This window comes from Serpens gallinarum, from assembly GCF_014836765.1.
In the GTDB taxonomy this organism is placed as follows: domain Bacteria; phylum Pseudomonadota; class Gammaproteobacteria; order Pseudomonadales; family Pseudomonadaceae; genus Serpens; species Serpens gallinarum.
The window spans coordinates 220,361-244,795 of record NZ_JACSQG010000001.1 but is presented as its reverse complement, the minus strand read 5'-3'; the positions used below and the strand labels follow the sequence as shown (position 1 = coordinate 244,795).

Sequence of the window (24,435 nt, the reverse complement as noted above, 5' to 3'; positions counted from 1 at the left end):
CTGATACCGAAAAGCCCCAAACGACGATCATTCGCTTGGGGCTTTTTATTGCCTGCAATTTATTCATTGCCCAGGCAAATCATCGCCTGCCGCCTGGTCCGGCAAGCATGCAGTTGACGGTTTTTCAATCGATCCAATGTCGCTCTTGCTCGACACGGGGGAGTTCCGCGATCCTCCATTGCATCAAGACGGCCCCTGGCCGTCCAAACGCCACTGCCGGAGAAGCGCATGAAGACCGTTGCTCAGATGATCAAGGACAAGCAGAACCACGATGTTCATACCATCGCCCCGCACACCACCGTGCTGGAAGCCTTGCGCATCATGGCCGAGCACAATGTCGGCGCCTTGCCGATTGTCGAGGACGGTCAACTGATTGGCGTGGTCAGTGAACGGGACTATGCACGCAAGGTAGTACTGCAAGGCCGTTCTTCGGTGGGCACCCCGGTCAGCGCCATCATGAGTGCTCCAGTGATCACCACCGAGCCCCGCCAGAGTATTCAGGCGTGCATGAGCACCATGACCGAGTGCCACCTGCGCCACCTGCCCGTGGTCGAGGATGGCAAGCTGATCGGCATGCTATCGATCGGCGACTTGGTCAAGGAAGCCATTTACGAGCAGGAAAGCCTGATTCGCCAGTTGGAAAGCTATATTCGCGGCGAGTGAACGGTCGACTCTCGATCAGCTGTTTTCAGCGTGCCGGTGCGCCGGCAACCAATCCGTACTGCGCACCCATGCCTCGAATTGATCCGCCGGCAATGGCCGGCTGAACAGATAGCCCTGGACCTCCTGACAGCCCAGACGCCGCAGCAGGGCCAATTGCTCTTGGGTTTCGATCCCCTCGGCCATGGTCTTCAACCCCAGGCCATCAGCGATGCCGAGGATGGCCTGCACGATGCGCTGGTCGCTGGCATCGTTATGCAAATCGCGCACGAATGATCGATCGATCTTCAAGCGATGCACAGGCAGATGCTTCAAATAGCCGAGCGATGAATAGCCTGTGCCGAAATCATCGATGGCCAGGTGTACGCCCCGCTCGGCCAGCCGCTGCATTTCCCGCCCCACGCTGACCGAGTCCGGTGTGGTCAGGCTTTCGGTCAATTCAAGCTCCAGGCAGTTGGCTGGCAAGCCGCTCTCGGTCAAGCTCTCACACACCAGCTCGAACAACCCCGGCACACGAAACTGGGCCATCGACAGGTTGACCGCCATGCGCATCTCGGCCGGATAACCGGCAGCCAACCAACGGCTCATCTGGGTGATTGCAGTGCGCAGTACCCAGGCGCCAATCTCGACAATCTGTCCGGTGCTTTCGGCCACCGGAATGAATTCCGTCGGCGCGATGTTGCCCAGCACGGGATGCCGCCAGCGCAGCAGCGCCTCGGTACCCACCAGGCGCCCCTCCTCCACGTTCAGCTGCGGCTGGTAATGCAATTCCAGCTCGTCGTTCGCCAGGGCCTGGCGCAAGGCGTTGCTGAGCAATTGCGCGCGCATCAGGCGCGCCTGCAACTCGGCTGTGAAGAACGCATGGTGACCGCGCCCTTCCTGTTTGACTCGATACATAGCGCTGTCGGCATGGCGAAACAACGTGTCCTGGTCCCGGCCATCCTCAGGAAACATGGCGATACCGATCGAGGCGCTGACCTGCAGGCTATGGCCCTGGACCTCAATGGGCTGAGCAAGCTGAGCCTGTAATCGCACGGCAACCTGGGCGGCGCTCTCTGCGTTGGTAAAGGGCAAGGTGAGGATGAACTCATCGCCACCCTGGCGGGCCACGCTGTCCTCGTCGCGCAACAAGTCTCGCAGGCGCTGGGCCACGGCCACCAGCAACGAATCGCCAACCTGATGACCCAGCTGATCATTGACGTGCTTGAAGTGGTCCAGGTCCATGAACAACACAGCCAATGGCTGCTGATTGCGTTCGCAAATTTCCAGCGCCTGGGCGAAGCGCGCAGCAAACAGCGTGCGATTGGGCAAACCGGTCAAGGCGTCGAAGTGGGCCAATTGCTGGATGCGCTGCTGATCGAGGATGCGCTGGGAAATGTCCCGCGCCAGCACCACAAAGCGCTGCTGAAAACCCTTGTACATGCGCGCGGCCGACAGCTCGAAATGCACCACGCCACCGGCCTGCTCCAGGCGCAGCTGACGGCCATTGCTGACGCCTTGCAGGCGGGCTTCGTTGAGCGCCAACCGGCATGCGTTGGCAGCATCGGTCGGCAGTGCTTCGTCAAGCGTGCGGTGCAGCATGTAGGGCAGATCATCGATTTGCCGGTAATTGTCGGGAATGTGTACGCGCAGGCACCGCCCTTTGGCATCAAACTCGAACAACAGGTCGGGAATGGCATCGATTACCGCGTGGGCGTGTTCGCGGGTTTCGTGGAGCGCGCGGTAAGGGGCCAGGATGGTCCCCACGAACATCACGCGATACAGCAGCAGGTACGCCAGCACCTTGTAGACATGACCGGCCAGATTGTAGAGGTCGGTCACTTGCGCATAGCGGGTGAACAGCAGCTCACTCATGACCATCAGGCCCAGCGCGCCGAATAACAGTGCCACGTTGAAACTGCTGCGCTCGCGCAGCTGGCGTACCAGCAGAAGCATGCTGAGCAGATGCATGCCGATCAGGCCGTATTCGGCAATTTGCTTGATCGGTGTCAGGCCCAACCCTGGAATAAAGGTGCGCGGCATCCAGTGTGGATGGACCAAAAAAACCCAGTGCGCCGGAACCACGACAGCGAGCACGCCGCACAGGCCCAGCAGCCGCCAGGGCGCACGGAACGGCCGCCGCTGCTCTTCGACCAGATGCCAGGGAAAGCAGGCCACCAGCAACAAGGACAACGCAGCCAGGTAACGGGCCAGCAACCAGAAGTTGATGGCCTTTTCCGGATCGCTCGGCGTAAAGAAGCTGGGCATGCCCGGGTAGGAGAGCATGTGCGACGTATCCGCAATGGCCACACCCAGAAAGGCACAGGACACCAGCAGGATATTGCGCTGGCGATGCAGGCCATAGGTGGTCCAGCCCACCGTGAAAATGAGCCCGGCCACCAGAATGGCAAGGATTTCCAGACACTGATGCCACGTCAGAAAATGCGGGTTGTGCGAAGGTAAAATTCCAGCTGCCCACTGGATCGCCAACAGGCCGAGTAAGGCCAGCCCGAGCAAACCTGCTGCAAACACCAGCGCGAAACGATGTTGGGGGTGAACCAAGTGGGACAGATGCACGCACCAATCCTTTTAGATTGCGTGAACAAAGCGACTTTCAGGCAAAGTCTTACAGCATCGGACTGAGCACCGATGCACTGCATTTGACCGCCTGACCTGGCCCGCGTCTATCCGACAAAACGGTTATAGAAGCGGCGTTGATAAGGTCGCGGATAACATCCTGCCGTGAGCCAGAACGCATTGTTCTGTCGCGAAATCCCATGCGGCGTAGATCGCGACCGGCACTTTCAGTAAAATCCCGCCACCCTGAGTCTCAAGCCGACAAAATCCTTCCATTTAGAGGATATTTCGAGAGCCCTGAGACACCCGCAAGCCCACCTCGTGGTGGGCTTTTTGCTTTATTGATGCTGCGTGCGGTTTGCTTGGCGCTCCATGCCCCCTGTGCTAGCGTGCAGACGAGAGCGTTGCCGCAGTTGTGCGTCATGAAGAACAAAAGAGGACAACGTATGGTTCAGGCACCGCCTGCACTGGAAATCCGCAACCTGCACAAGCGCTATGGCGACCTCGAAGTGCTCAAGGGCATTTCCCTCACCGCTCGCGATGGTGATGTGATCTCCATTCTCGGCTCCTCCGGCTCCGGAAAATCCACTTTCTTGCGCTGCATCAACCTGTTGGAAAACCCCAACGAAGGGGAAATCCTGGTTGCCGGCGAACAGCTCAAGCTCAAGCAGGGCAAGAGTGGCGAACTGGTTGCGGCCGATGCCGCACAGATCAACCGGATGCGCAGCAAGCTCGGATTTGTGTTCCAGAACTTCAACCTCTGGCCGCACATGAGCGTGCTCGACAACATCATCGAAGCCCCGCGCCGCGTGCTCGGCCAGAGCAAGGCCGAGGCCATCGAGGCGGCCGAAGCCCTGCTGGCCAAGGTCGGCATTGCCGACAAGCGCCACGTGTATCCCAATCAGCTGTCCGGCGGCCAGCAGCAACGCGCTGCCATCGCCCGCACGCTGGCGATGCAGCCAAAGGTCATCCTGTTCGATGAGCCAACCTCGGCGCTGGACCCGGAAATGGTCCAGGAAGTGCTTAACGTGATCCGCGCCCTGGCCGAAGAAGGTCGCACCATGCTGCTGGTCACCCACGAAATGAATTTCGCCAAACAGGTTTCCAGCGAGGTGGTGTTTCTCCATCAGGGCCTGGTCGAAGAACAGGGCACACCCGAGCAGGTATTCGACAACCCCCGTTCGGCACGCTGCAAACAATTCATGTCCAGCAACCGCTGAGGGAGTAATCACATGGAACACATCAAGACATTTGTGTTGGGTGCTGTCTTTTCCCTGTTCTTCGGTACCCAGGCTTTCGCGGCCGAGAAGCTCAAGATCGGTACCGAAGGCGCCCTGCCGCCCTTCACGATGATCAGCCCCAAGGGCGAGGTCGTCGGCTTCGACATCGATATTGCCCAGGCGCTGTGCGCGAAGATGAAGGTTGAGTGCGAGGTGGTACTGTTCGACTGGGACGGTCTGATCCCGGCGCTCAACTCCGGCAAGTTCGACATGCTCGCCGCCTCCATGTCGGTGACCGAGGAGCGCAAGCAGGCCATTTCCTTCACCGACCCCTACTACACCAACAAGCTGCAGTTCGTGGCGCCCAAGTCGGTGGACTTCAAGACTGACAAAGACAGCCTCAAGGGCAAGGTGATCGGCGCACAGCGCGCGACCATCGCCGGCATCTGGCTGGAAGACCACCTGGAAGACGTGATCGACATCAAACTCTACGACACCCAGGAAAACGCCTACCTGGACCTGTCGACCGGCCGCATCGACGCCATGCTGTTCGACAAATACGCCCAGTGGGAATGGCTGAACAGTCCGGCCGGCAAGGATTTCGAATTCAAGGGTGAACCGGTCTTCGACGACGACAAGATCGCCATTGGCGTGCGCAAGAACGATGACGAACTGCGCGAGCGGCTGAACAAGGCGCTGGCGGAAATCCTCGCCGATGGCACCTATGAAAAAATCAATGCCAAGTACTTCCCCTTCAGCATTTACTAATCAGCCAGACCGCCGCCTGGTTCTTTGCCGGGCGGCGGCGCACGAGCTCACATGATCGATTTGCACGGATTCGGCCCGGCCCTTGTTGCCGGGACCTGGATGACCATCCAACTGGCCCTGGCCTCCCTGGCCCTCGGCCTGATACTCGGCCTGCTCGGCGCCCTGGCCAAGACCTCCCCCTACGCCACCTTGCGCTGGGTCGGCGGCACCTATTCAACCATTGTGCGCGGCATTCCCGAGCTGCTCTGGGTGTTGCTGATCTACTTCGGCACCACCGACGTGATGCGCGCCCTCGGTGAACTGTTCGGCATCAAGAACCTTGCTCTGAGCCCGTTCGCGGCAGGCACCATCGCCCTGGGCCTGTGTTTCGGCGCCTATGCCACCGAAGTATTCCGCGGCGCGCTGCTGGCCATTCCCAAGGGTCACCGGGAAGCCGGGCTGGCCCTGGGCCTGAGCAAGGTGCGAATCTTCTGGCGCCTGGTGCTGCCGCAAATGTGGCGCATCGCCCTGCCGGGCCTGGGCAACCTGTTCATGATCCTGATGAAGGACACCGCACTGGTCTCGGTGATCGGCTTGGAAGAAATCATGCGCCGCTCGCAGATTGCAGTCAGCGTCAGTAAGGAGCCCTTCACCTTCTTCCTGGTTGCAGCCTTCATCTACCTGGGCCTGACCGTGCTGGCCATGACCTGCATGCACTTCCTGGAAAAACGTGCCGCTCGCGGCTTTGCAAGGAGCGCAGCATGAGCTGGGACGTTTTCATTCGTTGGCTGCCAAGCTTCCTCGACGGCGCCTGGCTGACCTTGCAACTGGTCGGTGTTTCCGTAGTGGCCGGCCTGATCCTCGCCCTGCCGCTGGGCATTGCCCGTGCTTCGCGCAATCTGGCGGTGCAGGCGCTGCCTTATTGCTACATCTTCTTTTTCCGCGGCACTCCGCTGCTGGTGCAACTGTTCCTGGTCTACTACGGCCTGGCGCAGTTCGAGGCGGTTCGGGAAGGACCACTGTGGCCCTATCTTCGCGATCCCTATTGGTGCGCGATCATCACCATGACGTTACACACGGCGGCCTATATCGCCGAGATCATCCGCGGCGCCATCCAGGCGGTGCCACCGGGCGAAATCGAAGCGGCCCGGGCGCTGGGCATGTCCCGTCGCCAGACCATGTGGCATATCGTCCTGCCGCGCGCAGCACGCATCGGCATGCCGGCCTACAGCAACGAGGTGATTCTGATGCTCAAGGCCAGCGCCTTGGCCAGCACCATCACCCTGCTGGAACTGACGGGTATGGCGCGCAAGGTCGCCGCCCGCACCTATTTGCATGAGGAAATGTTTCTGACAGCCGGCCTGATCTACTTACTGATCGCCTTCATCTTGATGCAGGGCTTCAAATTGCTGGAGCGCTGGCTGCGGGTCGATGCTACCCAGCAAGGCCGTTGATACAACCCACGCGTCGCCCTGGTATGAAAAATGCCTGATATCGGTACTGCGGCCGGGAATTAAACCTCCCGGCCGACCTATTCTAAACACTGCATGTCCAGCCACTGCCAAGAAAAGGGAGCAACACTCCATGAAGAACTACAAGAAACTCCTGCTGACTGCCGCTGCACTCGTGTTTGCCAGCAGCAGTTTTGCTGCCGAAAAGCTGACCATCGGTACCGAAGGTGCCTACCCCCCGTTCAACCTGATAGACGCCAGCGGACAAGTCGTTGGTTTCGACGTCGAAATCGGCCAAGCGCTGTGCGCCGAGATGAAAGTCGAATGCAACGTGGTCACCTCGGACTGGGACGGTATCATCCCGGCCCTCAACTCCGGTAAGTTCGACATGCTGATCGCCTCCATGTCGATCACCGAGGAGCGCCAGCAGGCCGTTGACTTCACCAACCCCTATTACACCAACAAGCTGCAATTCGTGGCACCCAAGTCGGCCAATTTCAAGACTGACAAAGACAGCCTCAAGGGCAAGGTGATCGGTGCCCAGCGCGCTACCATCGCCGGCTCTTGGCTGGACGACAACCTGGGCAACAGCATCGAGATCAAGCTCTACGACACCCAGGAAAACGCCTATCTGGACCTGTCTTCCGGTCGCATCGATGGCATCCTTGCCGATACCTTCGTTCAGTGGGAATGGCTCAAGAGCGATGCCGGCAAGAACTTCGAGTTCAAGGGCGAGCCGGTGTTCGACAACGACAAGATCGGTATTGCCGTGCGCAAGGGCGACGATGAGCTGCGTGAGCGCCTGAACAAGGCACTGGCCGCAATTGTCGCTGACGGCACCTACAAGAAGATCAACGACAAGTATTTCCCCTTCAGCATTTATTGATCCGAACAGACGGCGCCCGGCTGCCAGCCAGCCGGGCGCCGTCGCTTTTTATCAGGCACCTGCGCCGACGCCCGGACGCTACGCCCACCGGTACATTCATGCCTTCCCGCCTTGCCGCACACTTCCGGTCCCTGAACAGCTTTCTGCTCCGTCATCAGGACCTGTGGCGCCCGCGCCCTTTCACCCACCGGCACCTGCCCTGGGAACATCAGCACCCTGAACTAGGCCACTGGCTACGCCGACGCAGCCTGGCCGACGCCGAAACTGCACATCATCAGCCAGCCCTGCTCAGAGAAGCACCCGCGCCGTTTCCCGCCTTGGCCGCCGAGGCATTGGCGCTCAGCCAGGTCGAAACCTTGTTCTGCGCACCGCCACAAGACCATGCCGAACCCGTTGCCGTGCCCGGGCGTAAATGGCAACAGATCCAAGCGTTCTGCGATCACCTGCAATTCGACCAGGCACCTCAACATTGGCTCGACTGGTGCGCCGGCAAGGGCCATCTCGGTCATCACTTGGCGAGCAACGGCACCGCCCTCACCTGCCTGGAACGGGACGAAGCATTGGTGAGCGCGGGTCAGCTATTGGCCAGGCGCAGCCTGCCCATGGCCCGGCATCTGCATCAGGATGTCATGGCCGAGGACGCCGCCCGCCACCTCGGCCCCAGCATCACGCCCGTGGCCCTGCATGCGTGCGGTGATTTGCACGTGCGCCTGCTGCAGCTGGCCGTCAGGCAAGGTTGTCGGCAACTGGCAATCGCTCCCTGCTGCTACAACCGTATCGCCGACGACAGCTATCAACCGCTTTCCACCGCCGGCCACACTTCGACGTTGCGGCTGAGCCGCGACGAACTCGGCCTACCGCTGAGCGAAACCGTCACTGCCGGCGCCCGGGTGCGCCGCCAGCGTGATCTGTCCATGGCCCGCCGCCTGAGCTTCGACCTGCTGCAACGTCAGTTGCGTAATATCGACGAGTACCTCAACACCCCCTCGCTGCCCGCTGGCTGGCTGAACAAGAGCTGCGCCGATTACTGCCGTGAGCTGGCCGCCCTCAAAAATCTGCCCGATCCAGGCGAGCAAGACTGGCCGGCCCTGGAAGCCGCGGGCTGGCAGCGCCTGGCCGAAGTACGCAACCTGGAACTGGTGCGCGGCCTGTTCCGTCGCCCGCTGGAGCTCTGGCTGGTGCTGGATCGTGCCCTGTTTCTGGAGGAACAGGGTTTTCAGGTCCGTCTGGGCCACTTTTGCCCTAGCGAACTGACACCGCGCAACCTGCTACTTATTGCCGAACGCTGAGTGAGATACCCACAGAACCTGTGGATAACTCTGTGCGCAATGTTTGGAAAAGCAGCGCTAAAGCCCGAAAACCGGGCCTTCTGAATAGTTGGCCTATTTTCAACCAACGGCAATAAAGTCAGTTAAAACAGCAGGTTGAGCATTTCGTCGAGCCAATCACAGATTTTTTCTCAAAAAGCTCGACGTTCAATTCCGATTGTGAATAACCGCAAACCATTTTCTACCCAACGAGACCGAAAAGCCCATTCAACGGTTTACAGCGCAGGCCCAATCGTTATAATGCGCCTCCATTACGCCGGTATAGCTCAGCTGGTAGAGCAACTGACTTGTAATCAGTAGGTCCCGAGTTCGACTCTTGGTGCCGGCACCATACAAAACAACGACTTAGGCTCACCGCACGGTGGGCCTTTTTCGTTTTGGGGAATCTGCATCCCGTTCTGCATCCCGTTGGGGCGAGTGTTAGACCGACCCGCCTGCATATGATAGGGATACGGACTACGGCTGCAGCTCGAAACTCACACTCATCGGCTTACTTCCGCTGTGGCTCTGATAACTCACCTGCCCGTAGTAGCGGAAGGGCGCAGCCTTGCCGTTTTCCAGCCTGTTCTCGCGCACGAAGAGATGCAGAACAATGCCCAGCGCTTTGTGATTGATGATTTCCTTGCCGCGTTTGTTATCGGGTGCCGTCTGGTTCTGCGTTTGCCAGTGAAAGTGTTGCTCATCTATCCAGTGGTCTTGGTAGCGCAGGTCTTCGGCTTTGCCTTGTTTGTTTAGCGTCACCAACAAGACATGCGCATTGCGCTCCGTTATCACCACGTGCCCGCTGTTCCAACTGCCGGCATTGAACTCGGTGCCAAACAGCGGTGGGATTTCTTCGCGCATAAAGCGTTGGCCAACCTGCATTTGCAGCGGGTCGATGATCGCTTTGAGGCGTGCGAAGGTGCGGAATTGCTCTCGCAGTTCGTCACTGACCAGGATGTCGGCGTAGTCGGGGTTATGGGCGCGCAGGCGATTTTGGCCGTTGGGATCTTTGAGCACCTTACGCAGCAGGTATTGGTTATCGCCGGTTTCGTCCTGGCGCTCGATGGCCATAACGTCGCCGGTAGTCTTGCCGGCGCTTTCACTATTGATGACCTCCAGCAATAGGTAATCGCCGTCCTTGATCGGCTGCTTGCCGCCGTTCATGGAATTGCCAGATGCGCGGGCGAGAAAGTGGCGGGCGGGATCAAGATTGCCGTAATTCCGACCGAGCGAGCGGTATTCCTCGTAATCGGCATGGCTGGTACGGAAGTGGCCGCAGGCGATTTTCAGGCTAGGGAAATAGGCCAGCTCCACCTGTTCCGTCCGGCTCGGCAACGGATGTACCGTGGCGCTCGGCAGGCTGGAGCGAGCCGCGTAGGTAGTCAGACGGTAATCCACCAGTTCCTGTACCAGCTCGCTCAACGGCGCTATTGCCTGCTCCTCAACCGGAACATTGCCGATAAACAGCCCCTCTTCAACGCTAAAGTAGCGGCCACCGCCCCAGGCGCTGATTGGATTTTTCTTCCAATAGCTCAGCCAATCGCCAGGCATCTGACTCATGTCTTGATAGTCATCGGGAAGATCACCGAGCAGCGGACGGCGGCGTTGCAGAACTAGCCAGGAACGTTCAGCCAGTCGCTCCAGGCTGACCGCCTCGCGCCAGCCATCCAGTTCCAGAAATGCCTCCAGCAAGACCATCTTGTAGCTCTTGGTCATGGCGGTGGTTTCTAGCTCGCGCAGGAAGTCGCCATGCTTGCCGATGATGGTGCGCTGCACCTCCGGCAGTTCGCTTTCCTCGGTGGTCATCAGGGCGAACCAATGGCCGAACTGACGACGCATGTCCTGCAAACTGGCGCCCGAACGATAGAACTCGGTCAGGCTCGGCCGACGGCCCAGCGTGTCGCGCAGGCTGTGGTAGTCGGTCTGCACGCTGTCGCTGTCCAGCGACTTGAGGAAGTCGATAAAGCGCAGGTCAAAATTGACGAAGCAGCCTTCCGGCAACTCCAGTTGGCCCTGTTCCGCTTGCCGGGCGAGCTCAGCCAGTTGCCGACGGTTCATGCTTTGATTCAATAACGCCATCGGCTTGTGCAAAAAGCTCTGATGATTGGCGACGAAGTCCAGCACCACCAGCTTGTCCTTGCCGTCGGCCTTGCGCAGACCGCGGCCGAGTTGTTGGAGAAAGAGGATTTTCGACTCGGTGGGGCGCAGCATCATCACCGTATCGATAACCGGCAGGTCGACGCCTTCGTTGAACAGGTCGACGGAAAACAGCACCTGCAATTCTCCGGCGCGTAGTTGTTCCAGCGCCTCGCCCCGCGATAACTGCGAGTCCGCATATACCGCCGCTGCACGGACGCCTTCTTTACGAAAATGTTCGGCCATGTAATCGGCGTGGCGAGTGGAGACACAGAACGCCAAAGTGCGCGTTTGCCCATGCAGCCGCCAATTGCTCAACGCATGGCGGGCGCGACCGAGGGTGGCCAGTTTGTTGGCCAACAGCTCGGGGTCGAAGCGGCCGTTGCGCCACGGGATGCCTTGGTAATCCACGTCGCTGTCGAAGATGCCGTAGTAGTGGAACGGTACGAGCAGCTTTTCGCTCACGCCGCAAAACAGGTCGCTCTCGTAGACCAAGTTGTTGTCGCAAAGAGCGAGGATGTTGGCGTTGTCGGTGCGGTCCGGCGTCGCCGTCAGGCCGAGCAGGAACGCGGGCGCGAAATGCTGTAGCAGGCGGTGATAGGTCGGCGCCGATGCATGATGAAATTCGTCGACCACGATGTAATCGAAGTGCTGAGGTTTGAAGCGCTCCAGGTGTTCAACCTTCCCGAGCGTTTGCACCGATGCGCAAAGGACGTCGACCTGACTGTCACGTTGCTGGCCACGATAGAACCCGACACGTGCCGAGGGCTGGATACGAGTAAAAGTTGCCGCCGCTTGATTCAGGATTTCCTCACGGTGGGCCACGAACAGCACGCGGCGTGCGCCCATTTGCTTAACGTCGAAGGCGGCCAGCCAGGTTTTACCCAGACCGGTGGCCAGCACCACCAAGCCGCGCATATAACCCTGCACTCGCGTGGCGCTCAGGGCGTGCAGCGCTTCTTGTTGGATTTTGCTGGGCATTGGGGGCGGCTCGCTTTCTGTACTGCCCGGCTCAAGCTGCTGAACAGGTTTAATACGCCGCTGCTCATAGGCATCTATCCAGGCATCGTTCAACGCGGTGCAGCGGGGATGCTCGAATAATTCATCGAAACGCCGGCAGGCTTCCAGATAGCCGTCATCGCCGGGGTAGTTGATTCGATAGTTCCATTCCAGACCCTGCTGTAGCGCTTGCCGGCTGATATTGCTGGAGCCAATAAAGGCTCGGCCCCAATCCTGCCCGCCGAACAAATAAGCCTTGAGGTGAAAGCTGCTACCGCCGCTTTCGTAGACGCGCACCTGGGCGCCCTGCTCAGCCAGTAGCATCAGCAAGCGCAGCGCCTCTGGATCGGTCACGTCCAGATAATCGCTGGTCAGGATGCGTACTTGCGCGGCTGGCAACGCCGCCTCGTTGCGCTGCAGAGACTCCAGCAAGTCTGGCAACAACAGGCGAAGGCCAGTGACTTTGATGAAAGCCACCGCCATGTCGACCCGGTGCGCTTGGTGGATGGCGGCGCACAGGTGCGGCAGGAAAGGGCTGTCGTCGCCGCCAGTCACCAGCTTGCTAGATGCCTTGTGCAGCAAAACATTCAGCCATTGCTCATTCCTACCCGGCCGTTGGTCTTGAGTCAGCCAACAGGTCGTGCGGCTTATACCAGGAAGCGTCTGGGTCCAAAGACCAATGCGCGTTTCGTCCGCGTCGGTGAAGTGCCGATCATGGTGTTGCCGCTCGCCCTGCCCCAGCTTGAAGCTGCAATACAACACCCCGCCGGGTTTCAGCGCTCGCCATAGCCGCTCGAAGGCATCTGGGAGTTGTTGTTCGGTTACATGCAGCAGGCTGGCGCATGCCCAGATGCCGTCATAACGCTCACGCTCGTCCACTTCATCAAAGCGTTTTACCGGAACGCTAATGCCCAGCAGCTGGCTGGCATGGCCGGCCAGTGGTTCGCTGGCGTCGAAAGCGCTGACTTGATATCCCAGCTTCTGAAATGCCAGAGCATCGCGGCCTGAGCCGCAACCGGCATCTAGGATATGGACATTATTCGGCAGCTCCGCGAGAAAGGGCGCGTAAAGCGCCCGCATGTCGACACGCAGCGTGTCATCGACGAATTGCTGGGCATGGCGGTTGTAGTAGGCCTCGGTACAGCTCACCTAACACACTCCGAAATCAGTGCTGCCAGGTTATTAACCTGCAGCTTTAAGGGATGGCAGAGTAGTAGAAGGTTGACGCGAAAAATCATCCTTGGGTGTCACGATCTGCCATGAGATCGCCACCTTATGCGCGTCCTTATACGAGGGTAAAGGTCGATGTGCTATTTAAACGCACATAAGCATCGAACCACCCCAATACGAATTGTAAGGAGGCGATTGACCGCACTTTACCCCTCGCACGATGTTGTCTGATCTCGGAAAAATCCGCGCCTATAACAGCTAGCCGTATTGTCATGGCCTCCGGGTGTATGTCCAAAGCTCGTCAGTTGATCACTAGCCATCCGTCTCCTCCCCTGAACACAGAAACCCGCACAGGCTCACAACTATCACCCCCTCCACTAGAAAGGAGCGAGACGATGGCAACCGCACAAGACAACCTCCTCGACTGGTTGCGCGATGCGCATGCAATGGAGCAGCAGGCGGAGAAGATGCTCAGCTCGCAGGCCGAGCGGTTGGAGCACTATCCGGACTTACGCATTCGTATCGAACAGCACCTTGAGGAAACCCACCAGCAGCGGGCGTTGCTGGAAAGCTGCTTGCAGCGTCTGGGCAGCAGCCCCTCCACCATCAAGGACATCTCAGCCAAGCTCATGGCGTTCGGTCAGGCTGTGAGCGGTATGGCCATGAGTGACGAAGTGGTGAAAGGCGCCATGAGTGGCTACGTGTTCGAGAACATGGAGATCGCTTCCTACACCGTGCTGATCGAAGCCGCCAAAGCGGCCGGGGACATCGAAACCCAGCGCGCGTGCGAAACGATCCTGCCCCAGGAAATCGCCATGGCCGATTGGCTGCGCGAGCACCTGCCGGAACTGACCAGGGCGTTTCTGGCCCGCTCCGCCGCGCCGGATACAGAAGCGAAGCGGTGATAACGGCTAACCGCGCCGGCGCATGTCGGCGCGGTTTTTTATTGGCAGCACGTTTTCCTCATTTTCCTCGTGCCAGACGCCACAAGCGGGCGATATCGGTCGCGCGGTTTCGCAGAAGGTCCGTCGCTTCGGCGCAGGCTTGCTCCAGGCTGACCGGGCCGGGGGTGAGGCTGAACGCAGCGGCGATACCCTCGTCATACAAGCGCTGATAGCCCTCACCCAAACTGCCGGCCAGGGCGATCACCGGTACACCGGCGGCGGCGGCGATGCGAGCCACGCCCAGAGGGGTTTTCCCGTGCAGGGTCTGTGCGTCCAGACGGCCTTCGCCGGTGATAACCAAATCCGCGCCCTGCACCGCCTCAGCCAGGCCGGACAGTTCGGCAACGACCTCGATGCCCGGGCGAAAACCGGCCTTGAGAACCGCGCGCGCGGCAAAGCCCAAGCCGCCTGCGGCTCCGACACCGGGAACCTGCGCATGGTCTTCACCCAGGGTTCGCGCCATGATTTGCGCATAGTGGGCCAGCGCCGCGTCCAACTGCTCGACCTCAGCGGCGCTGGCGCCTTTTTGCGGGCCGAACACCGCCGAGGCGCCGCGCGGGCCGCACAGCGGGTTGTCGACATCCGCTGCCACCTGCACCTGAACCTGCTGCAAGCGAGCATCCAGACCCGACACATCAATCTGCGCCAGCTGCGCCAAGGCGGCGCCACCCGGGGCCAATAACTGTCCCTGGTCATCGAGAAAGCGCACGCCCAGTGCACGCAGCAGTCCGCTGCCGCCATCGTTGGTGGCACTGCCGCCCAGGCCCAGAATGATCCGGCGCGCGCCGGCGTCCAGCGCTTGAACGATCAGTTCGCCCGTGCCGTAGCTGCAGGCCTGCAACACGTTGCGCTGTGCGAGCGGCACCCAGTGCAGGCCACTGGCGGCGGCCATTTCAATCACTGCGGTGCCGTCCGCGAGCAAGCCCCAGTGGGCGGCCACAGGCGTGCCCAATGGCCCCTGTACTGAGCACTCGCGGCGCTCCCCGCCCGTGGCCGCCAGCAACGCGTCCACGGTGCCTTCACCGCCATCGGCCATGGGCCGCAACAGGCATTCGGCCTCTGGATAGATGGCCGTCCAGCCCTGGGCAATTGCAGCAGCCACCTGGGGCGCACTGAGACTCTCTTTGAAAGAATCCGGAGCAATGACGATTTTCATATCCAACCTCAAAAGCGGCGTGGCACGCCGCCGATAAAAAACTACCCCGCGGTGGTAACGCGCAGTACACAAACGAAAGAGCCGAAATACGTTCAAGCATGACGTATTTCGGCTTCTCCTAAACCCCGCTGCGCAGACCGGAACGGCCTGTTACAGCAACACCAGGCTCAGCAGCCATACGGTGATGATGCCCGCCAGGCCCTGAATCAGGGTGGCCATGGTCTGGGCGCGGTAGGCCAACGCCACCGGCATGCGGCTGAATTGGGTGACCACCCAGAAGAAGCTGTCATTGGCATGGGAGACGGTCATCGCGCCGGCGCCAATGGCCATGACAGTGAGCACCCGGCCCATTTCGCTGTCCAGGCCCAACTGCGTCAGCAGCGGCGCCACCAGCGCCGAGGTGGTGACCAGCGCTACGGTGGTCGAACCCTGGGCGGTTTTCAGTGCGGCAGCGACCACGAACGGCATCAGCAGACCGATGCCCAGGGCCGACAGCGTCTGGCCGAGGTAATCGCCCAGCGGTGTGACCTTGAGCACCGCGCCAAACGCACCGCCGGCACCGGTAATCAGCAGAATCGGCGCGGCCTGCAGCAGACCCTCGGCGACATGGTCGTGAAACTCTTTACGCTTGTCGGCGCTTTTCAGCAGCGTGCAGGCCAGCGCCAGGCCGACCAGCAGGGCCACTATCGGCTGACCGAGGAAGCTGAGGACGTCCAACACCAGGCCATCGCCCAGCGGCTTGCTGGGGAATACCGCCACCGAGCCCAGGCAGATCAACAGAATCGGCACGAAAATCGGCGCGAAGGCTTGGGCCGCCGACGGCAAAGTGCCGTACTTGGCGCGCAGCGCGGCAAAGTCCTGCGCGTCGTCATGGGCCAGACCGTCATCTTCCAGGGCGTAGTCCTTACCGATGAAGCGGTTGGCCCACAGCATGCCCGCCAGCGCGGTGACCAGCGCCACCACCAGGCCCACGGCAATCACCAGGCCCAGGCTGGATTCCAGCCCCAGGTTGCCGGCCGCGGCAATCGGGCCGGGCGTCGGCGGCACGAAAGTGTGGGTCGCATACAGGCCCGTGGCGAGCGCCACGCTCATGGCCACCACTGACACTTTCATGCGCGTGGCCAAGGCATTTTTCAGCGAATTGAGGATCACGTAGCCGGAGTCGCAGAACACCGGGATCGACACCAGGTAGCCGATGATCGACATGGTCAGCGTGGGGAACCGCTCGCCGAGCAGCTTGATCACCGTTTCCGCCATGGTGATCGCCGCACCACTGCGCTCCAGGATCACCCCGATGATGGTGCCCAGCGCAATGACGATGCCGATGTAACCGAGAATGCCGCCGAAACCGCCGGCGATGTTCTTGACGATTTCAGCACTTGGCAGTTGATAGGCAAAGCCGGCGATAAACGCGGCAGCTAGCAGCGCCAGGAAGGGATGCAATTTCAAGCGTGTGGTGGCCAGCACGATGAAGACGATCAGTGCCACCAGAATAAGAACCAGACCCATGGCCAGTTTCCTCGTTGTTGTTTTTTGAGCGGAACGCTGCGGCGCCCTCTTACGCCCACACCGCGGCGTTGTAGCCAATGCCGAATGGCACTACATCATTTTGACCCAGACGCAGACCTGAGCGCCTTGTGCAACGGGACGCAAAAACCCTACGGATGACAGTGTTTTTTGTGCAGTCGCACAATCAAGTCAAGGCGAGTTCTCGGTCAGCAGCCCTAAACCGATATAAAGCTGCAGGCGCTGATCCAGTCGACTCAACTCCAGGCCACTGAGTTCGCCGATGCGCTCCAGACGATAGCGCAAGGTGTTGCGGTGAATACCCAACGCCTGGGCACAGGCCTGAATCTGCCCGTCATGGGCGCACCAGGCCTCCAGTGTGGCGCGCAACACACCCTGGCTGTCCTGCGCCAACACCTGACGCAAAGGCGCCAGCCAGCCCTGCAACAGCCAGCTGTGCCGTTGGGCATACAACAGCGTGGGCAAGCGCAGCGCATCCAGGTGCAACAGACGTCGTTCCGGGAATCGTGCCTGCCCATAGGCCAGCACATCGCGCAGTACCTGGCTGGCCTGACGCGCTGCGTGCAGATCGGGCAAGACATCGCTGACCACCAGACGGCGCACGCCCCAGTGCTGCGCGTCGGCCATTTCCAGCCAGGCCTGGTCGTCGCGCCCGGCTTTGTAAGGACGACACCAGAGCAGCTCATCGGCGCTCAGCGGCGCCAGTACCTGCCCACTTTTGCCCTCCATTCCCGCCACCAGCCGGGCCTGATGGGACACGGGATCGCCCACCCCTTGCACCTGTAGCAAACACAGCTGGCAGGGCCAGGTCAGCTTCAACCCCAGGTGCTCGGCCTCCGCCGCCAGCGTGGCCAGGCTCTGCTGCGGATCGAGCAACTGACGCGCCCAGGTTTCGCGCTGTTGCTGTTGCCAATGCCGGTCGCTTTGCAGCACCTGGTGCTCGACCAGCATTTCGGCCGCCATGCGCACCAGCTCGGCATAGGGCCTCACCACGTCGGGCGCGCCGGTAATGCCCAGCACGCCAATCAACTGGTCCGCATGCAGCAGCGGCAGGTTGACGCCGGGTTTGACCCCGCGCAGGCACGCTGCCGCCTGTTCATCAATCTCCACCACGCGCCGATTGGCCAGCACCAGCTGCGCGCCCTCATGGCGAGTGTGCAGGCGCGCACGGTCACCGCTGCCGATGATCATGCCCTGGGCATCCATGACATTGATGTTGTACGGCAGGATGGCCATGGCGCGATCGACGATGCGCTGCGCCAGGGCTGAATCGAGTTCAATCACATCGTGCCCCCAGGGGTTGGAGAAGGTTCAGCTCACCTTGCGTTCTTCCTCGCGGATCGAGCGCAACACCTCGCGCTGCAACGCGATGAAATCCGCGGTGGACACCATGTCTTCATGACGCGGACGCGCCAGGCCGACGTGGTAGCTGGTCTTGATCCGTCCCGGACCGAGGCCCATGACCACGATGCGATCGGAGAGGTACACCGCCTCTTCAATGTCGTGGGTGACAAACATCACCGTCAGCCGGTGACTTTCCCAGATGCGGGTCAGCAGGTCCTGCATCTGATGGCGGGTCATGGCATCCAGCGCGCCGAAGGGTTCGTCCATCAGCAGGATCTTCGGTCGATAGGACAGCGCGCGAGCGATGGCCACGCGCTGTTGCATGCCGCCGGAAAGTTCGTTCGGGTAGGCCTCGGCGAACGCGCTGAGCTTGACCAGCTCCAGGTGCTCGGCGGCGATTTCGCGGCACTCGCCGCGCCCGTGACCGGCGGCCTTCAGGGCGAACTCGATGTTCTGCCGCGCGGTCAGCCAGGGCAGCAAGGTGTAGGACTGGAACACCACGCCGCGATCCAGCCCGGCGCCGGTAATCGGCTGGCCATCCACCAGCACCGCGCCGCGGTCGAAATCCTCGAGGCCGGCGGCAATCGACAACAACGTGCTTTTGCCGCAGCCCGAGGTGCCCACCAGGGAGACGAATTCGTTGTCGGCCAGGGTCAGGTCAATGTCGCACAGCACCTCGCGACGCTGTCTGCCCATGGGATAGCTCTTGGTGAGTCCCTTGATTTCCAGGCTGGCCATCAGCTGCGCCTCCGGTTGTAGCGGAACAACACGCGCTCGGCGGCGCGCATCAGTTGATCGGTAATCAGCCCGAGCACGCCGAGCAGCAGGATGTAGCCGATGATGGTGTCGGTCTGAAAGAAACGCTGCGACACGGTGATGCGATAGCCCAGGCCGGAGCTGGCAGCCACCAGTTCGGCCAGCACCAGCCAGGTCCAGGCCCAGCCCAGGCTGATGCGCAAGGCGTCCCAGATGCCCGGCAACGCACTGGGCAGGACGATGCGCAGCAGAATGCGGCGATCCTTCAGGCCCAGGGTGCGGCCCAGGCCGATGAAATCCTGCGGTACCCGCTTGACCGCGTCCATGACCATCAGCACTTGTTGGAAGAAGGTACCGATCCAAATGATCAGGAATTTCTGCATGTCACCTGTGCCGGTCCACAGAATACTCAGCGGCACGAAGGCCACCACCGGCATGTAGCGGATGAAATCCACCAGCGGCTCGCTGACGGCCTTCCAGAAGCCATAGCAACCGGCCAGCACACCGACAACGATGCTCATGGCCGAGGACACCAGAAAAGCCACCAGGATGCGATACAGGCTGACCTTGAGGTCGGCCCACAAGGTGCCTTCAACAGCCAGTTTGACCATGCGGGCCCAGACGTCGGCGGGATGGGGCAGAAACAGTTTCGGCACCAGGCCACTGGCGGTGGACAGGTACCAGGCCAGGCCGAGCACGACGAATACGCCAATGCCGATCAGCCATTGCGGCCGACGCGCCAGGGGCTTGCCGATGGTGAACAGAGGGGACGCTTTGCGTAGGGGCATAATCATGACCACCCTCGGCCTGCCCTGGCGCTGGGTGGTTCTCTCGATAAAAACAGGCAGCGCTGACGCCCCGCGTCGCTGCGGGGCGCCGTTCGGTTACTTCAGGGTATCGACGAAACGGGTGTCGAGTATCTGCTCGGGATCGATCGGTTGCGGCAGGATACCGGCGTTGCCGGCGGCCTTGATGATGTGCTGCCACGTGTCGCCAACGAAGCTGCCTTGCAACTCGCGCTGGTTATCGGCCAGGGAGTAGAACTGCACCCCTGCGAAGGCGCTGTCCAGCTCACCGACATCGGCGCCGACGCCCTTGGCGATGATGGCGCGGCCTTGTTCGGGCTGGGCCTGGAAGTGCGTATAGGCCGCATCCCAACTTTTCAGCAGCGCCAGAACCTGACCGGGGCGCTGTTTCAGCACGTCTTCACGCACCACCAGCACATCGCTGATCAAGCCGGCATCGTCGGAACCCTGGTACAGCGTGTGGATGTTCGCGCCTTGCCGGGCCGCGGCGCTCAGGTACGGCTCGTAGGTGACCGCAGCCGGTACCTGGCCTGCGAGCAGCGCGCTGCCGGCGGAAGATGCAGGCATCGGCACCGGCTTCACATCGGCCAGGCTCATGCCGGCCTTGGCCAACGCGCTGTGCAGCAGGATGTCGCTGGTGGTGCCTTCCTCGTAGGCGACACTCTTGCCCTTGAGGTCGGCGAGTGTCTTGACCGAGGCATCGGCGATCAGCGCATCGGCGCTGGTGCTCTGGTCGAGCAGCAGAACGATCTTCACCGGCAGGCCGGCGGCGACCATGGCCATGGCGGTGTGGGTCGCCAGGTTGCCGGCGTCGATGCGCCCGCTGGCAAGCGCGGCGTTCATGTCCTTGTCTTCGTTGAAGTTAATCAGTTCGACTTTATTCAAGCCATTGGCCTCGAACAGCCCCTGATCTTCAGCGACATACCACTGGCCATAACCCAGCCATGGTTGTACGCCGAGCTTCAGCGTGCCGGCTTCGGGCTTTAGATCAGCAGAGAGGGTGGCAGCCTGGGCCTGGCCGGCCAACATGCCAAAACAGGTGGCGACCAGCAGGCCGCGCAAGAAGGACAGAGACATGGTGATGCATTTCTCCCGAATGACGCCTGGAAATGGCCTGGGGATTCTACGCCAAGCCGTGACGAACGGTTGTCTTCCAACCCATTCCTATCAAAGAATTCACATTATTCAGCCGTTAGTGGCGGCCAAGTCGCACGATGCCGATGCCTCGCGCCTCACAGCACATAAAAGAGAATGGCAATAAAGTGCAGCAAGCTGCCGGCAATGACGAACAGGTGCCAGATACCGTGCCAGTGGCGATACCGCGTGTCGTAGGCAAAGAAAACAATGCCCACCGTATACAGCACGCCCCCGGCGGCCAGCCAGGTAAAGCCCGCGCGCCCCAGGGCGGCGAGTAGCGGCTTGACCGCCACCAGCACGATCCAGCCCATCAGTGCATAAATGACGATGGATAACACCCGCGCTTCGGAACGCGGCTTGATTTCCTGCAACATGCCGATCAGCGCCATGCCCCAGACAATCCCGAACAACGTCCAACCCCAGGCGCCTTGCAGGGTGATCAGGCAGAACGGCGTGTAGCTGCCGGCAATCAGCAAGTAGATCGACAGGTGATCAAGCTTGCGCATGATCACTTTCGCGCGCCCGCGTACGCTGTGATAGACGGTGGAAATCGTATAGAGCAATAGCAAGGTCAGCCCGTAGACCGCTACCCCGACGATTTTCAATGGATCGCCATCCAGGCTGGCCAGTACCAACAGCCAGATTGCACCTATAAAGGAAAGAACCGCGCCGACCAGATGCGTCCAGGCGTTGAGTCGTTCTCCGTGATACATGCTATGTGTTGCCTCCCCTGATTGGCCCGTTTCAACTATGGCAGGAAAGTATGACCGCAAGCGCATCGTCGTGCCCCAGGATGAGCCCGGATGGCCAGACCAGCCAGCCGATTGAACGGCAATGCTTCGGCCCGAGGTCGGGCCTCTCACAGTTGCTTTGTACACCCTCAGGTCTGTGGGAGTGGCGACCTCGCCGCGAAGGGCAGTATCAGATACGTAGGGTGTCGCGCTTCATCGATCCACCGGGGGGCGGTCCACCGGGTGGCGGTTCACCGAGCGGGGCCTGGGTGGATGGAAAAGCGACATCCACCCTACAGGAGCTGTGCTGACCGTAGCGCGCCAAATCAGTCGGACATAAAAAAGGCCCCGTGGTTTTCACCACGGGGCCTGGCCTGTGCACGCAGGCATTTAGGTATTTCTTAGCCCTGACGGATCAGATAGTCGAAGGCACTCAACGACGCCTTGGCGCCATCGCCGGTGGCGATGATGATCTGCTTGTAGGGCACTGTAGTCACGTCACCGGCGGCAAACACGCCAGGGATATTGGTCTGGCCTTTGGCGTCGACGATGATCTCGCCGAAGCGGTTCAGTTCGACGCTGCCTTTGAGCCAATCACTGTTGGGCAGCAGGCCGATCTGCACAAAAATGCCTTCCAGCTCGACGGTGTGCAGCTCTTCGCTGGTGCGGTCCTTGTACACCAGGCCGGTGACCTTCTGGCCATCGCCCAGCACGTCGGTGGTTTGCGCCATCAGGTGAATGGTCACGTTCGGCAGGCTGCGCAGCTTGCTCTGCAGCACCGCGTCAGCACGCATGCTTTCGCCGAACTCCAGCAGGGTCACGTGGCCCACGATGCCGGCCAGGTCGATGGCGGCTTCAACGCCGGAGTTACCGCCGCCTATGACCGCCACACGCTTGCCCTTGAACAGCGGACCGTCGCAGTGCGGGCAGAAGCACACGCCCTTGGCCTTGTACTCGGCTTCGCCCGGCACGTTCATTTCGCGCCAGCGGGCGCCCGTGGACAGGATCAGCGTCTTGGACTTGAGCTGCGCACCGTTCTCGAACTCGACAGTGTGCAGGCCACCCTCGGTCGCGGCCGGGATCAGCTTGCTGGCACGCTGCAGGTTCATGATGTCCACGTCGTATTCGCGCACGTGCTCTTCCAGAGCGCGGGCCAGTTTCGGGCCTTCGGTGGCCTTCACCGAAATGAAGTTCTCGATGGACATGGTGTCCAGCACCTGCCCGCCGAAGCGCTCGGCAGCAACACCGGTGCGGATGCCCTTACGGGCGGAATACACCGCTGCCGCTGCGCCCGCCGGACCACCGCCGATGACGAGCACGTCGAAGGCGTCCTTGGCGTTGAGTTTTTCAGCGTCGCGGGCACCAGCGTTGGTGTCCAGCTTGGCGAGGATTTCTTCCTCACCCATGCGGCCCTGGCCGAACAGTTCGCCGTTCAGGTAGATGCTCGGCACCGACATGACCTGGCGTGCCTCGACTTCATCCTGGAACAACGCGCCGTCGATGGCGACGTGGCGAATGTTCGGATTGAGCACGGCCATCAGGTTCAGCGCCTGCACGACATCCGGGCAGTTCTGGCAAGACAGCGAGTAGTAGGTTTCGAAGGAGTAGTCGCCTTCGATGGCTTTGATCTGTTCGATCACGTCCTGGCTGGTCTTGGACGGGTGGCCGCCGACTTGCAGCAGCGCCAGCACCAGCGAGGTGAATTCGTGGCCCATCGGAATACCTGCGAAACGCAGGTCGATGTTGCCGTTGATGCGGTTCAACGAGAACGAAGGGCGGCGTGCATCATTGCCATCGGTGCGCAGAGTGATCTTGTCGCTCAGGCTGGTGATGTCTTGCAGCAGGCCCAACAGTTCCTGGGATTTCGCGCCATCATCGAGGGACGCGACGATCTCGAACGGCTGGGTGACCTTTTCGAGGTAGGCCTTCAACTGGGTTTTAAGATTGGCGTCCAACATGTGTGCGGTACCCCGTTTCACTAAATTCAGGAAATAAAACGCCCGGACGGATCACGCCCGGGCGTCGGGCTAGCAGGGACCGGGTTTCAGCCCCTTATAGCGTTACAACCGTGGTGGGTTGTTTTAGATCTTGCCAACCAGATCCAGGGAAGGAGCCAGAGTCGCTTCGCCTTCCTTCCACTTGGCCGGGCAGACTTCGCCCGGGTGGGCGGCAACGTACTGGGCAGCCTTGACCTTGCGCAGCAGGTCGGTAGCGTCACGGCCGATGCCTTCGGCGGTGATTTCCACAGCCTGGATGATGCCTTCCGGGTCAACGATGAAAGTACCGCGGTTGGCCAGGCCCTGGTCTTCACGCAGGATTTCGAAGTTGCGGCTGATCTGCATGGTCGGGTCGCCCAGCATGGTGTACTGGATCTTGCCGATGGTCTCGGAGCTGTCGTGCCAGGCCTTGTGGGTGAAGTGGGTGTCGGTAGAGACCGAGTAAACTTCTACGCCCATCTTCTGCAGCTCGGCATAGTTGTCAGCCACGTCGCCCAGTTCGGTCGGGCATACGAAGGTGAAGTCAGCCGGGTAGAAGAAGAATACGGACCACTTGCCCTTCACATCAGCTTCGGTAACTTCGATGAACTTGCCCTGCTTGAAGGCTTGGGCTTTGAACGGCTTGATCTGAGTGTTGATAACGGACATTTACTGACTCCTTGGGGGTTCAGGTGTTTAAAATTTACGAGAGGCATCTTAGCCGATCAGTCGACAAGCACTAATTTATTAACTAAATGCTATCGATAGATTCGACCAATCACGCTTCCTCTCCTCTAGCTTGGGGCGTTTAGCTGAGTTTCAAGGGATGCCAACCCGCTCGCCCGAACCAAACGCGCCCCGGCCGACGTTGGTCGTCGCCACTTGCCCGCAGGGCTCTTTTCCAGCCACCCTATGTTTCGCTT

Annotated in this window: 19 protein-coding genes and 1 tRNA gene; 9 read left to right on the top strand and 11 right to left on the bottom strand. The window is 60.6% G+C overall.

From position 1 onward, the window contains the following. Positions 1-228 precede the first annotated feature (228 nt). Positions 229-663 (top strand): CBS domain-containing protein, encoded by a 435-nt coding sequence (locus H9642_RS01140; RefSeq protein WP_251834576.1) that lies wholly within the window; start codon positions 229-231, stop codon positions 661-663. Positions 664-678: 15 nt separating this feature from the next. On the opposite strand, the gene H9642_RS01135 is transcribed toward H9642_RS01140, so the two are convergent. Beyond that, a complete protein-coding gene (locus H9642_RS01135; protein ID WP_251834575.1) occupies positions 679-3,216 on the bottom strand; it encodes a putative bifunctional diguanylate cyclase/phosphodiesterase in 2,538 nt (845 codons plus the stop codon). A gap of 446 nt (positions 3,217-3,662) precedes the next feature. Here H9642_RS01135 and H9642_RS01130 point away from each other — a divergent pair, with 446 nt between their 5' ends. From H9642_RS01130 to H9642_RS01100, 7 genes are all read left to right on the top strand, one after another. Beyond that, positions 3,663-4,436: an ABC transporter ATP-binding protein gene (locus tag H9642_RS01130; RefSeq protein ID WP_251834574.1), complete on the top strand. Its 774-nt coding sequence runs from the start codon at positions 3,663-3,665 to the stop codon at positions 4,434-4,436. Positions 4,437-4,448: 12 nt separating this feature from the next. Beyond that, positions 4,449-5,204 carry an ABC transporter substrate-binding protein gene (locus tag H9642_RS01125; RefSeq protein ID WP_251834573.1) on the top strand — a complete coding sequence of 252 codons (756 nt, stop codon included), beginning with the start codon at positions 4,449-4,451 and terminating at the stop codon, positions 5,202-5,204. Positions 5,205-5,255: 51 nt separating this feature from the next. Further along, positions 5,256-5,948, top strand: coding sequence for an ABC transporter permease (locus tag H9642_RS01120; protein ID WP_251834572.1), 693 nt, complete (start codon positions 5,256-5,258; stop codon positions 5,946-5,948). After that, positions 5,945-6,637, top strand: coding sequence for an ABC transporter permease (locus H9642_RS01115; RefSeq protein WP_251834571.1), 693 nt, complete (start codon positions 5,945-5,947; stop codon positions 6,635-6,637). Before H9642_RS01120 ends, H9642_RS01115 begins: the two co-directional genes overlap by 4 nt. Before the next feature lie 130 nt (positions 6,638-6,767). Then, entirely contained in the window at positions 6,768-7,520 is a 753-nt protein-coding gene (locus tag H9642_RS01110; RefSeq protein WP_251834570.1) for an ABC transporter substrate-binding protein, read from the top strand. A gap of 98 nt (positions 7,521-7,618) precedes the next feature. Continuing rightward, entirely contained in the window at positions 7,619-8,809 is a 1,191-nt protein-coding gene (locus H9642_RS01105) for a methyltransferase (RefSeq protein WP_251834569.1), read from the top strand. 294 nt (positions 8,810-9,103) lie between these two features. Next, a tRNA-Thr gene (locus H9642_RS01100) sits at positions 9,104-9,179 on the top strand. Between the two features lie 125 nt (positions 9,180-9,304). Here H9642_RS01100 and H9642_RS01095 read toward each other — a convergent pair. After that, entirely contained in the window at positions 9,305-13,114 is a 3,810-nt protein-coding gene (locus tag H9642_RS01095) for a DUF3427 domain-containing protein (protein WP_251834568.1), read from the bottom strand. Between the two features lie 416 nt (positions 13,115-13,530). Between H9642_RS01095 and H9642_RS01090 the strand changes: the two genes are divergently transcribed. Then, positions 13,531-14,040, top strand: a complete 510-nt coding sequence (locus H9642_RS01090) for a ferritin-like domain-containing protein (RefSeq protein ID WP_251834567.1) — start codon at positions 13,531-13,533, stop codon at positions 14,038-14,040. Between the two features lie 58 nt (positions 14,041-14,098). Here the strand turns inward: H9642_RS01090 and H9642_RS01085 are convergent, their stop codons facing one another. The 9 genes from H9642_RS01085 to ahpC all read right to left on the bottom strand — a co-directional run bounded on the left by H9642_RS01085 (position 14,099) and on the right by ahpC (position 24,181). Continuing rightward, complete coding sequence (locus tag H9642_RS01085; protein WP_251834566.1) at positions 14,099-15,235, bottom strand: glycerate kinase; 1,137 nt, start codon at positions 15,233-15,235, stop codon at positions 14,099-14,101. A gap of 150 nt (positions 15,236-15,385) precedes the next feature. Beyond that, a complete protein-coding gene (locus H9642_RS01080) occupies positions 15,386-16,744 on the bottom strand; it encodes a GntP family permease (protein WP_251834565.1) in 1,359 nt (452 codons plus the stop codon). A 189-nt stretch (positions 16,745-16,933) separates the two neighbouring features. Next, the gene (locus H9642_RS01075) at positions 16,934-18,046 is read right to left on the bottom strand and encodes a sugar diacid recognition domain-containing protein (protein ID WP_251834564.1); all 1,113 of its coding nucleotides are present in this window, start codon (positions 18,044-18,046) and stop codon (positions 16,934-16,936) included. A gap of 27 nt (positions 18,047-18,073) precedes the next feature. Further along, positions 18,074-18,844 (bottom strand): ABC transporter ATP-binding protein, encoded by a 771-nt coding sequence (locus tag H9642_RS01070; RefSeq protein WP_251834563.1) that lies wholly within the window; start codon positions 18,842-18,844, stop codon positions 18,074-18,076. Then, on the bottom strand, positions 18,844-19,650 hold the full coding sequence (locus tag H9642_RS01065) for an ABC transporter permease (protein WP_251834562.1): 807 nt from the start codon (positions 19,648-19,650) through the stop codon (positions 18,844-18,846). Before H9642_RS01065 ends, H9642_RS01070 begins: the two co-directional genes overlap by 1 nt. A gap of 96 nt (positions 19,651-19,746) precedes the next feature. After that, positions 19,747-20,745 (bottom strand): ABC transporter substrate-binding protein, encoded by a 999-nt coding sequence (locus tag H9642_RS01060; protein WP_251834561.1) that lies wholly within the window; start codon positions 20,743-20,745, stop codon positions 19,747-19,749. Positions 20,746-20,900: 155 nt separating this feature from the next. Beyond that, positions 20,901-21,518, bottom strand: coding sequence for a PAQR family membrane homeostasis protein TrhA (gene trhA, locus H9642_RS01055; RefSeq protein ID WP_251834560.1), 618 nt, complete (start codon positions 21,516-21,518; stop codon positions 20,901-20,903). Positions 21,519-21,937: 419 nt separating this feature from the next. Continuing rightward, entirely contained in the window at positions 21,938-23,494 is a 1,557-nt protein-coding gene (gene ahpF / locus H9642_RS01050) for an alkyl hydroperoxide reductase subunit F (protein WP_251834559.1), read from the bottom strand. Positions 23,495-23,617: 123 nt separating this feature from the next. After that, positions 23,618-24,181 (bottom strand): alkyl hydroperoxide reductase subunit C, encoded by a 564-nt coding sequence (gene ahpC, locus H9642_RS01045; RefSeq protein ID WP_251834558.1) that lies wholly within the window; start codon positions 24,179-24,181, stop codon positions 23,618-23,620. Positions 24,182-24,435: the final 254 nt, after the last annotated feature.

Bases quoted from the DNA above. Each gene is read 5' to 3' on its own strand.
- ahpC (WP_251834558.1), bottom strand. From the start codon at position 24,181: ATGTCCGTTATCAACACTCAGATCAAGCCGTTCAAAGCCCAAGCCTTC.
- H9642_RS01060 (WP_251834561.1), bottom strand. From the start codon at position 20,745: ATGTCTCTGTCCTTCTTGCGCGGCCTGCTGGTCGCCACCTGTTTTGGC.
- ahpF (WP_251834559.1), bottom strand. From the start codon at position 23,494: ATGTTGGACGCCAATCTTAAAACCCAGTTGAAGGCCTACCTCGAAAAG.
- H9642_RS01125 (WP_251834573.1), top strand. From the start codon at position 4,449: ATGGAACACATCAAGACATTTGTGTTGGGTGCTGTCTTTTCCCTGTTC.
- H9642_RS01090 (WP_251834567.1), top strand. From the start codon at position 13,531: ATGGCAACCGCACAAGACAACCTCCTCGACTGGTTGCGCGATGCGCAT.
- H9642_RS01085 (WP_251834566.1), bottom strand. From the start codon at position 15,235: ATGAAAATCGTCATTGCTCCGGATTCTTTCAAAGAGAGTCTCAGTGCG.
- H9642_RS01065 (WP_251834562.1), bottom strand. From the start codon at position 19,650: ATGCCCCTACGCAAAGCGTCCCCTCTGTTCACCATCGGCAAGCCCCTG.
- H9642_RS01080 (WP_251834565.1), bottom strand. From the start codon at position 16,744: ATGGGTCTGGTTCTTATTCTGGTGGCACTGATCGTCTTCATCGTGCTG.
- H9642_RS01070 (WP_251834563.1), bottom strand. From the start codon at position 18,844: ATGGCCAGCCTGGAAATCAAGGGACTCACCAAGAGCTATCCCATGGGC.
- H9642_RS01110 (WP_251834570.1), top strand. From the start codon at position 6,768: ATGAAGAACTACAAGAAACTCCTGCTGACTGCCGCTGCACTCGTGTTT.
- H9642_RS01105 (WP_251834569.1), top strand. From the start codon at position 7,619: ATGCCTTCCCGCCTTGCCGCACACTTCCGGTCCCTGAACAGCTTTCTG.
- trhA (WP_251834560.1), bottom strand. From the start codon at position 21,518: ATGTATCACGGAGAACGACTCAACGCCTGGACGCATCTGGTCGGCGCG.
- H9642_RS01120 (WP_251834572.1), top strand. From the start codon at position 5,256: ATGATCGATTTGCACGGATTCGGCCCGGCCCTTGTTGCCGGGACCTGG.
- H9642_RS01130 (WP_251834574.1), top strand. From the start codon at position 3,663: ATGGTTCAGGCACCGCCTGCACTGGAAATCCGCAACCTGCACAAGCGC.
- H9642_RS01115 (WP_251834571.1), top strand. From the start codon at position 5,945: ATGAGCTGGGACGTTTTCATTCGTTGGCTGCCAAGCTTCCTCGACGGC.
- H9642_RS01140 (WP_251834576.1), top strand. From the start codon at position 229: ATGAAGACCGTTGCTCAGATGATCAAGGACAAGCAGAACCACGATGTT.